Here is a 10,052-nt window from a genome sequence, read left to right on the forward strand (position 1 = left end):
GGTGGTGGGGGGGGGGGGTGTTTTCCCCCCGCGATAGGGGTGATGCGATGTATCAGTGCGTACGCGCTACTGCAAACTCGCTCAGCTCTACCAGTGCATCCCGGTACTCGCTGGCCGGCAGCACTTCCAGGCAGGCAATGGCGCGGGCGACGTAGTCGCGGGCCATCTGCGCGGTGTAGTCCAGGGCGCCGGACGCCTCGACGGCGATGCGGATCTGCTCCAGGTCCTCCAGGCCACCTTTCTGGATCGCCTGGCGCACCAGCGCGGCTTGCTCCGCGGTGCCTTCGCGCATGGTGTAGATCAGCGGCAGGGTCGGCTTGCCTTCGGCCAGGTCGTCACCGACGTTCTTGCCCAGGGTCTCGGAGTCGCCCTTGTAGTCGAGCAGGTCGTCGACCAGCTGGAAGGCCACCCCCAGGTGGTCGCCGAAGGTGCGCAGGGCTTCGCGCTGCGCGTCCGTGGCGCCGGCCAGGGCCGCGGCGCTGTGGGTCGAGGCTTCGAACAGCATCGCGGTCTTGCCGCGGATGACGTCCATGTAGATTTCCTCGGTAGTGCTGGCATCACGCACGCGCGACAGCTGCAGCACTTCACCTTCGGCGATCACCCGGGTGGCCTTGGAGAGGATCTGCATGACCGGCATCGAGCCCAGCTCGACCATCATTTCGAACGAGCGCGAATAGAGGAAGTCGCCCACCAGCACGCTCGGCGCATTGCCCCACAGGGCGTTGGCGGTGGAGCGGCCACGGCGCATGCCGGACATGTCGACCACGTCGTCGTGCAGCAGGGTGGCGGTGTGCAGGAACTCGATGGTCGCCGCCAGCAGGCGCAGGTCGTCGCCCTCGCGGCCCAGGGCCTTGCCGCACAGCAGCACCAGCAGTGGGCGCAGGCGTTTGCCGCCGGCGGACGTGATATAGTCGCCGATCTTCGATACCAGCGGCACGCGCGAGGTCAGCTGCTTCTTGATGATCTCGTCGACGGCGCTGAAGTCATCAGCTACCGCGCGGTAGAAGGTTTGGGGTTGCATCGGCTGCTCCATTGAGGTTGCGCGGCATGCTAGGTCGCAGGTACCGGTGTGTCAAGGCGCGGTGGCCGTGGCCCCGGGCCGGTACTTGCAAGCATTTATGGGGTTGCGTACAATCGCGCACCCTAACTTCCTGGGCAGCACCTGCCTTACGCAATTGCACCGGGCCGTTCCAGCCCTGTGCAGCCATGCCAGCCAATACTCATCATATAAAGCGCTGGGTGAGCAGGATTATCGGAGAAATACCATGTCTTACGCAGTAATCGTTACCGGCGGCAAGCAGTACAAAGTCGCTGAAGGTGAATTCCTCAAGATCGAGAAACTGGAAGTCGCCACTGGCGAATCCGTGACCTTCGATCGCGTTCTGCTGGTCGCCAACGGTGAAGAAGTCACCATCGGTGCTCCAGTTGTTGCTGGTGCTAAAGTAGTGGCCGAAGTCGTTTCGCAAGGCCGCCACGACAAGGTTCGCATCATCAAGTTCCGTCGTCGTAAGCACCACATGAAGCGCATGGGCCACCGCCAGTGGTTCACCGAAATCAAAATCACCGGTATCCAGGCTTAATCGCCCCGATCCCCTGAATTTATTGGAGAATTGAACCATGGCTCACAAGAAGGCTGGTGGTAGTACTCGTAACGGTCGCGACTCAGAATCGAAACGCCTTGGCGTGAAGATGTATGGCGGTCAGGTCATCAAGCCTGGCAACATCATCGTCCGTCAGCGCGGCACCGAATTCCACGCTGGCTACGGCGTTGGCATGGGCAAGGATCACACCCTGTTCGCCAAGATCGAAGGCGTGATCAAGTTCGAGAAGAAAGGCGAGTTCATGCGCCGTTACGTGAGCATCGTCGCCGCTTAATCGCGACGTCGCTCCAGAAGCCCCGTCATGCGACGGGGCTTTTTCGTTTGTGGTGAGCCTCTTGCAAAGCTGTTTGTCTGGGCTGCTGGCGTTGGTTTCTGGTTCGTGCGGGGCCGCCGCGCTCATTTTTGCAAGAGCCTCATGGTTTTCTGGTTTTCGACTCGTCGTCCGACGAGAGGCGGTTTTGAATGAAGTTTGTAGACGAAGTATCGATCCGGGTAAAAGCCGGTGACGGCGGCAACGGTTGCATGAGCTTCCGCCGCGAGAAATTCATCGAGAACGGTGGCCCCAACGGCGGCGACGGCGGTGACGGCGGCTCGGTGTACATGGTGGCCGACGAGAACCTCAACACCCTCGTCGACTACCGCTATACCCGCCACCACGAGGCCCAGCGCGGCCAGAACGGCGGCAGCACCGATTGCACCGGCAAGAAAGGCGAGGACCTGTTCCTGCGCGTGCCGGTCGGCACCACCGTGATCGACGCCTCCACCCAGGAAGTGATCGGTGACCTGGTCACTCCTGGCCAGAAGCTGATGGTCGCCCAAGGCGGCTGGCACGGCCTGGGCAACACCCGTTTCAAGTCGAGCACCAACCGTGCGCCGCGCCAGACCACTCCAGGCAAGCCGGGCGACCAGCGCGACCTGAAGATGGAAATGAAAGTCCTGGCCGACGTCGGTCTGCTGGGCCTGCCGAACGCCGGCAAGAGCACCTTCATCCGCTCGGTCTCGGCTGCCAAGCCGAAGGTCGCCGACTACCCGTTCACCACCTTGGTGCCGAACCTGGGCGTGGTCAGCGTCGATCGTTGGAAGAGCTTCGTTATCGCCGACATCCCCGGCCTGATCGAAGGCGCCTCCGAAGGCGCGGGCCTGGGTATCCGCTTCCTCAAGCACCTGGCCCGTACCCGTGTGCTGCTGCACCTGGTCGACCTGGCACCGCTGGATGGCAGCAGCCCGGCCGACGCCGCCGAGGTGATCATCAACGAGCTGGCGCAGTTCAGCCCGGCGCTGGTCGACCGTGAGCGCTGGCTGGTGCTGAACAAGGCCGACATGATCATGGACGACGAGCGTGACGAGCGCGTCAAGGAAGTGGTCGAGCGCCTGAACTGGGATGGCCCGGTGTACGTGATCTCGGCTATCGCCAAGCAGGGCACCGAGAAGCTCAGCCATGACCTGATGCGCTATCTCGAAGACCGCGCCGACCGCCTGGCCAACGACCCGGCCTACGCCGCAGAGCTGGCCGAGCTCGACCAGCGTATCGAAGACGAAGCCCGTGCCCAGCTGCAGGCCCTGGACGACGCCCGCACCCTGCGTCGCACCGGCGTCAAGAGCGTGCACGACATCGGCGACGATGACGACTGGGATGATTTCGAGGACGACGAAGACGGCCCGGAAATCATTTACGTGCGCGACTGATCGGTTGCAGTACACTAAACGCCGCTCTCTGGAGCGGCGTTTTTGTATCCAAGGTATCTACAGATTCGACATAGGTTGGAAGAGAAGATGCGAAGCAAGGTGACTGGCGCCAAGCGCTGGGTCGTGAAGATCGGCAGCGCGCTGCTGACCGCCGACGGCAAGGGCCTCGACCGGGGCGCCATGGCGGTTTGGGTCGAGCAGATGGTGGCCCTGCGTGAAGCGGGCGTGGAACTGGTGCTGGTCTCCTCCGGGGCCGTGGCGGCGGGCATGAGCCAGCTGGGCTGGACCACGCGACCGAGCGCGATGAACGAGCTGCAGGCCGCCGCCTCGCTCGGCCAGATGCGCCTGGTGCAGGCCTGGGAGTCGAGCTTCGGCGAGCACGGCAAGCACACCGCGCAGATCCTGCTGACCCACGACGACCTTTCCGACCGCAAGCGTTACCTCAACGCCCGTAGCACCCTGCGTACCCTGGTCGACCTGGGCGTGGTGCCGGTGATCAACGAGAACGATACCGTGGTCACCGACGAAATCCGCTTTGGCGACAACGACACCCTGGCGGCGCTGGTGGCCAACCTGGTTGAAGCCGACCTGCTGGTGATCCTCACTGACCGTGACGGCATGTTCGACGCCGATCCGCGTAACAACCCCGAAGCCCAGCTGATCTACGAAGCCCGCGCCGACGACCCGTCGCTGGACGCCGTGGCCGGCGGCACCGGCGGCGCCCTGGGCCGTGGCGGCATGCAGACCAAGCTGCGCGCCGCGCGCCTGGCCGCCCGTTCCGGTGCGCACACCATCATCATCGGTGGTCGTATCGAGCGCGTGCTCGACCGCCTGAAGGCCGGCGAGCGCCTGGGCACCCTGCTGTCGCCCGAGCGTGGCATGCTCGCCGCGCGCAAGCAGTGGCTGGCCGGCCATCTGCAGACCCGCGGCACCCTGGTGCTCGACGCTGGCGCCGTAAAGGCCCTGCGCGAATCGAGCAAGAGCCTGCTGCCGGTCGGCGTGAAGACCGTGCAAGGCAGCTTCCGCCGTGGCGAGATGGTGGTCTGCGTCGGCCCCGACGGCCTGGAAGTGGCCCGTGGCCTGGCCAACTACAGCGCCCTGGAGGCACAGAAGATCATCGGCCAGCCGTCCGATGCCATCGAGAGCCTGCTGGGCTACAGCGCCGAGCCCGAGCTGGTGCACCGCGACAACCTGGTGTTGGTCTGAAGGAGATGCAAGTGCTTAAAGGATTGATTGCCGCCGCCGCGCTGGCGCTGCCGATGCTGGCCGGGGCCGAGGAAATCGGCCAGGTGTCCACTGTGTTCAAGTTCGTCGGGCCGAATGACCGCATCGTCGTCGAGGCGTTCGACGACCCGAAGGTCGATGGCGTGACTTGCTACCTGTCGCGGGCCAAGACCGGCGGCCTGAAAGGTGGGTTGGGACTGGCCGAGGACCGTGCCGAAGCGTCGATTGCCTGCCGTCAGGTCGGGCCGATCCACTTCAAGGGTGAGCTCAAGGATGGCGAGGAGGTGTTCAAGGAACGCACCTCGCTGGTGTTCAAGACCATGCAGGTGGTGCGTTTTCTCGACAAGAAGCGCAATACGTTGGTGTACCTCGTGTACAGCGACCGCGTGATCGAAGGCAGCCCGCAGAATGCGGTGACGGCGATTCCGATCGTGCCTTGGGCGCAGCAATAGCCGCCTGGATATTGGGAGGCCTTCGGCCTCCTTTCGCTGGCAAGCCAGCTCCCACAGAGACCTTGTCAGCCACAATTCCTGTGGGAGCCGGCTTGTCGTGGCGACGAACCGCGGCGAAAGGGCCGCAAAGCGGCCCCATACACCTGATCAGGCCAACTCCTCGGCCTCATCCTCACGCACGATCGCCTTCACCTCGTCGCGACGGCTGATGTACTTCCAGTCCGCCTCGTCGATGTAGATGCCGTTCGGCCCGCTACCACCTTCCAGGTCGATCGCCACCCGCGCCGACACCTGCGGCTTCACGCTCGCCAGGATCGGCACGAAGCCCAGCTGCTGGCTGGTCTCCAGCAACGCGGCCTGGTTGCGTTCGTCGATGTCCGCCGCCTCGTCGAGGTAGTACGGCAGGCGAATGCGCCCGGCCAGGTCGCGGTCCATCAGGTGCAGCAACAGATACATGTTGGTCAGCGCCTTGATGGTCATGGTGGTGCCGTTGGACGCGGCGCCATCGATGTCGGCGTGGATCACCGGCTGGCTGTTGATCTTGGTGATCTCGAAGGCCAGTTCGAACAGGTCTTTCAGGCCCAGCTGGTTGTGGTTGGCCGCCACCAGCCGCGCCAGGTACTCCTTGGCCTCTTCGTTCTTGTGATCCTGCTCGGCGCTCTGGGTCAGGTCGAACACCGACAGGGTCTCGCCTTCCTCGTACTGGCCGGCGCTGTGGATGATCTGGTCGATGTGCTTGAGCGCTTCCTTGTTCGGTGCCAGCACCACGCGGAAGCTCTCCAGGTTCGACACCTGGCGCTTGTTGATCTCGCGGTTGAACAGCGCCAGCTGGTGCTCGAGGCTGTCGTAGTCGCTGCGGATGTTGCGCAGGGTCCGGGCAATGTCGGTGACCGCGGCGCGGCGGGCCTTGGCCAGGGTCAGCGCTTCCTCGGTGCGGTGCGAGTAGGCGTTGATCAGCAGTTGCAGGCGGCGTTCCATGTCGTCTTCGCTGTCGAACTTGGCCACGCCCTTCAGGCGCACCTGGGCGTACAGCGCCTCGATCTGGTTGTCCACGCGCTGCAGGGCCTGCCAGCTGTCCTGGTAGTCGTTGAGCAGCGGCAACAGGTTGTCCATGGAATCGTCGATGGCTTCCATGAACGGCGTGCCGAACGGCAGGTCGGCCGGCAGTAGCTGGCGACGGCGCAGGGCGTCTTCCAGGGTGCGTTGCTTGGCTTCCAGGTCGGCGATCTGCCGGCCCACCAGTTGCAGCTTGGCCGACAGTTGCTGGACGCGCTCGGTGAAGGCGTCGCTGGAGCGCTTGAGCTCGTCCTGGGCGGCTTCCAGCTGGCCCAGCTGCTCCATTTTTTCCGGCTCTTCGGCAGCCAGGGTCTCGGTGCGGCGGAAGTCTTCGAGGGCTTTCTGCGCATCCAGCACCTGCTGGTACAGCGCCTCGGTCTGCGCCTTGCTCGCGGCGCGGTCGAGGGCCACGGCTTGCTGGGTCTTGAGCTGCTTGAGCTCCTTCTCCAGGCGTTCCTTCTGGTCGCGCAGGGCGGCGCGGTCGGCCAGGGCCTGCAGCGCGGGCGGGTCGATGTGCGAGATGTCGATGGACAGGCCAGGCACTTCGAAGCGCTCGCCCTTGAAGCGATCGAGCACGCCTTCCAGGGTTTTCACCCAGACGTCGCTGTCGTCCAGCTCGATGCCGCGGTCACCCATCGGCAGGCTGAACAGCGCGCCGTTGAACAGACGCATCAGGCGGTCCACGTCCTGCTGCGAGAACTCCTCACGCAGGCGGGCATAGCTGTTGTTGTCGGCGTGGTCGAGCTGCTGCTTGACTGCCTTGACGCGTTTTTCCAGGTCGCGCACGCGCTCGTCGAGGTCTTCGGTGGAGAACTGCCGCGACTGGGCCAGGGCGCCGGCCAGTTCGTCGTGGGCGTCCTTGGCGGCCAGCAGTTGCTGTTCCAGGGTCTTGACGTCGGTGACCAGGGCGAAGCGGTGCTTGAGCACCGACAGCTCACCCAGCCAGCGCTGGATACCGGTGATCTCCCGCTCCAGACGCATCAGCTCCTGGGTGCCGCCGCGCTGGTCGTTCTGCAGGCGGTCCTGCTCGCCACGGTAGTGCTCGGATTGGATTACCAGCTCTTCCTTGCGCGCCATGGCGTATTCCTGCCAGGTGCCCAGCAGGTTGTCGAGCAGTGGCGATATACGGTGCAGCTTGCCGCGCAGGATGTCGCGCTGGGCCACGCCGCCGGCCAGGGCTTCGACTAGCGGACCGGCAGCCACCAGGGCGTTGTAGTCGCCCTCCATGCGGCGTACGTCGCGGAAAGCCTCTTCACAGGCGGCGATGTAGTCGACGCTGCCCGAGCGCAGGCTGTGCTCGAAGGCGTCGAGGAACAGCTGCTTGAGCTTGGCGGCGGTGATTTCGCGCATGTGCAGCAGGTTGATGAACAACGCGCGGAAGGTCTTCAGGCTCTGCTCGCTGGTCGAGCGCAGCGGGATCAGGGTCAGGTCCAGCGGCACCGAGGTGTGGCCGCCGACCAGCAGCCGGCGCAGTTCGTCCGGCTTGAGCTCGTAGGCCTTGAGGCCATGGCGCTCGAGGTTGGTGAACAGCTCTTTCTGGCGCAGGCAGGTGTCGTCTTTCTGGTAGTGGGCCAGGTCCAGTTCGCCCTGGTAGGCGAAGAACTGGTGGCCGAAACCGCCACCCGGCCCGCGGCCGACCACGCCGATCACGTGCGGGCCGTGGGGCAGGTTCAGTTCGGTGAGGATGTAGCTGGTGTCGCTGGCGAAGTAGAAGCGCCGCGACTGCTCCAGGCTGTACTTGCCAAAGCTCATGTCGGACATGCGCGCCAGGATCGGGAACTGCAGTGCGTTGATCGACGCCGATTTACCCAGGTTGTTTGCGCCATAGACCGACAGCGGGTGTTCCAGGGGGAACAGGCCGAGGCTGTAGCCAGCGGTGTTGAGCAGTGCGAAGCGGCGGATGCCGTAGCGTTCCTGGCTCATGCGTCAATCTCCTGTTGCTCTTCGCGGATCGCCCGGGCCAGGGCATCCTCTTCGCTTTCCTCGCCGTCGAACGGGGTGAGGTCGAGCGGGTCGTCGGTGCGGTTGAGTTCTTCGGGCGTCTCTTCCACCACCAGCACGGGTACCGGCAGCGGCAGGTCGCTGTGCAGGGTGGCGGCCAGGTCGCGGTCCTGCTGGACCGACAGGCATACGTCGAGGAAACGGTGCATCGGCGGCAGGAAGCGGTAGATGCCGCCTTCCTCGTGGGCAAAGCCGAGCTGGCTCATGCGGCGCATGATCTTTTCTTCGAGCTCGTCGACGGTCTGCACCTCGGCCTGCAGGAACAGGTCGCGGTACTTGTCCAGCAGCGACGGCAGTTCGTCGCGGCCGATGCTGCCACCGTCGAGCACGGCCATCGGGTCACGTCCCTGGTCGGCGAGGTGCTCGACCAGGATGAAAGTGAACAGCGACAGGCGCTGGGCGGTCTTGTTGACCTGCGCGGCGGCCTGCTCGGGGACGAAGTAGTAGAAGCCGCGGGTATCGCACACCAGCTCGAAGCCCAGGGCCTTGAACAGGGTGCGGTACTGGTCCTGGAAGTTCGACAGCTGGGCGTACAGCTCCGGGTCGCGGCGGCTGACGTGGAAGCCCTTGAACAGCTCGCGGAAGATCGGCGCGAGCTGGGACAGTTCGGAAAGATCAAGATGCATGGGTGGGGCTCGCGGTGGATTCGGTCGTGGTCGCCGGCTTGTCGCGGCTGGAGGTCAGGGCGAAGGAACGCAGGCTGACCAGGTGTTCGCGGGTGAGGTATTGCTGGCGATCGAGGCGCTCGCGGCTGAAGCGTTTCTCGCGCGACAGGCGCGAGAACCAGTACAGCAGTTCGTCGGTGGCGCCTTCAGGCTCCTGTTCCAGCAGCCAGACCATCAGGTCCGGTAGCGGCAGGGCGTCTTCGCAACGTTCGAGCATTTCCTTGACCGTGCGCGGGGCGCGGGGCAGCGGGCCCTTTTGCGTCTTGTGCGCCTTGGGGAAGCGCGCGGGCTTGGGCTCGAAGCGGGCCAGGGCGTAAACGTAGGCCTCGACCTGGCTGGCGCTGCCGAGGAAGGTGCTCTGCGGGCGGGTGAACATCGGCATGGCCGCCTGCGGCACGGCGTCGATGCCCTTCTTGCGGATCACCGACAGGGCCAGGGCGGCGCCGCGGGTCACGGCGTTGTGCCGGCGCGCCTCCTCACGCAGCGGCAGCAGCAGCTCGCGGGCGTGGCGCAAGGTCAGCTGGGCGCTGGTCTGCATCTCGAGGATGCGCGCGTGGGTACGCAGCAGCATGTCGTCGTCGACCAGATGCCCCAGGCGCGCCTGCTCGCCCAGCAGCCGCAGCAGCACGGTCTCGACCTTGCGCACGCCCTGCTCGAAGGCGCCATCGGCGTTGACCAGCTGGATCATCGGCTCGACGTATTCGTCCCAGGTCGCCAGCACTTCGGCGTAGCGCTGGCGCAGAGGGATCTGGCGGTTGCTGGTTTTGGCCCGCTCGGCCACGGCCACCAGCGCCTGCTCGTCGTTGTCGAGCTTCTTCAGTACATCGCGCACGCGCATGTCGAGCAGGCGCAGCTGGCGCGCCAGGTCGTCGCTGTCGCGGTTGTCGAAGGCGTCCTGGATATGCCCGGCCAGGCGCTCCAGGTGGCGCAGGTAGGCCTCGATCTCCAGGCACAGGCCCAGCCGGTGCTCGCGGCGCAGGTAGGCGAGGAAGTCGTGGATCTGCGCGTTGAGCTCGAAACGGTTGGGGCTTTTGGCCACCGGGACCAGGATGTCCAGGCGGATCCACACGTCAAGCAGCTGGGTGATGTCCTGCGGGGTGCTTTCCACCTGCTGGCGGGCCAGTTGCTGGCGCAGCTCGACCAGGCTCAGGGTGCCCTGGTCGAAGCGCTCGCACAGCGGCTCGATCAAGGCCCAGTGTTCGGCTAGGGCGCGCAGGACGCGCTTGGGTTCGATCATTGGCGGGTCGACTCGTTGCCAAATAAAAGCGGCGATTGTACTGCATCCGGGGGGGGGGATTTCACCCCTTGGTCTGTTATGGGGATAACCCTGATCCTTTTGGGGGATTCACCGGCCTCATCGCGAGGCA

9 protein-coding genes are annotated in these 10,052 nt (G+C 64.9%); 5 read left to right on the plus strand and 4 right to left on the minus strand.

Annotated elements, in window-relative coordinates; genetic code table 11:
* Positions 1–52 precede the first annotated feature (52 nt).
* Positions 53–1,021, minus strand: coding sequence for a polyprenyl synthetase family protein (locus tag ACQ4OD_RS26005; protein WP_102683861.1), 969 nt, complete (start codon positions 1,019–1,021; stop codon positions 53–55).
* A 244-nt stretch (positions 1,022–1,265) separates the two neighbouring features.
* Here ACQ4OD_RS26005 and rplU point away from each other — a divergent pair, with 244 nt between their 5' ends.
* The 5 genes from rplU to ACQ4OD_RS26030 all read left to right on the plus strand — a co-directional run bounded on the left by rplU (position 1,266) and on the right by ACQ4OD_RS26030 (position 4,963).
* A complete protein-coding gene (rplU, locus tag ACQ4OD_RS26010; RefSeq protein ID WP_003247466.1) occupies positions 1,266–1,580 on the plus strand; it encodes a 50S ribosomal protein L21 in 315 nt (104 codons plus the stop codon).
* 37 nt (positions 1,581–1,617) lie between these two features.
* On the plus strand, positions 1,618–1,875 hold the full coding sequence (gene rpmA / locus ACQ4OD_RS26015; RefSeq protein WP_003247464.1) for a 50S ribosomal protein L27: 258 nt from the start codon (positions 1,618–1,620) through the stop codon (positions 1,873–1,875).
* 188 nt (positions 1,876–2,063) lie between these two features.
* On the plus strand, positions 2,064–3,287 hold the full coding sequence (cgtA, locus tag ACQ4OD_RS26020; RefSeq protein WP_023631407.1) for an Obg family GTPase CgtA: 1,224 nt from the start codon (positions 2,064–2,066) through the stop codon (positions 3,285–3,287).
* Between the two features lie 87 nt (positions 3,288–3,374).
* A complete protein-coding gene (gene proB, locus ACQ4OD_RS26025; RefSeq protein WP_139668537.1) occupies positions 3,375–4,493 on the plus strand; it encodes a glutamate 5-kinase in 1,119 nt (372 codons plus the stop codon).
* A 5-nt stretch (positions 4,494–4,498) separates the two neighbouring features.
* Entirely contained in the window at positions 4,499–4,963 is a 465-nt protein-coding gene (locus tag ACQ4OD_RS26030) for a CreA family protein (RefSeq protein WP_046857182.1), read from the plus strand.
* Positions 4,964–5,110: 147 nt separating this feature from the next.
* Here ACQ4OD_RS26030 and mksF read toward each other — a convergent pair whose 3' ends face one another.
* Genes mksF through mksB form a run of 3 tightly spaced genes read right to left on the minus strand, consistent with a single transcriptional unit; the run spans position 5,111 to position 9,922 of the window.
* A complete protein-coding gene (gene mksF / locus ACQ4OD_RS26035; RefSeq protein ID WP_430945192.1) occupies positions 5,111–7,942 on the minus strand; it encodes an Mks condensin complex protein MksF in 2,832 nt (943 codons plus the stop codon).
* The gene (gene mksE, locus ACQ4OD_RS26040; protein WP_046857180.1) at positions 7,939–8,646 is read right to left on the minus strand and encodes an Mks condensin complex protein MksE; all 708 of its coding nucleotides are present in this window, start codon (positions 8,644–8,646) and stop codon (positions 7,939–7,941) included. The genes mksF and mksE overlap by 4 nt, the downstream gene beginning before the upstream one ends.
* Complete coding sequence (gene mksB / locus ACQ4OD_RS26045; protein WP_046857179.1) at positions 8,636–9,922, minus strand: Mks condensin complex protein MksB; 1,287 nt, start codon at positions 9,920–9,922, stop codon at positions 8,636–8,638. Before mksB ends, mksE begins: the two co-directional genes overlap by 11 nt.
* Positions 9,923–10,052: the final 130 nt, after the last annotated feature.

The organism is Pseudomonas sp. WC1 (assembly GCF_050586565.1).
Taxonomy (GTDB): domain Bacteria; phylum Pseudomonadota; class Gammaproteobacteria; order Pseudomonadales; family Pseudomonadaceae; genus Aquipseudomonas.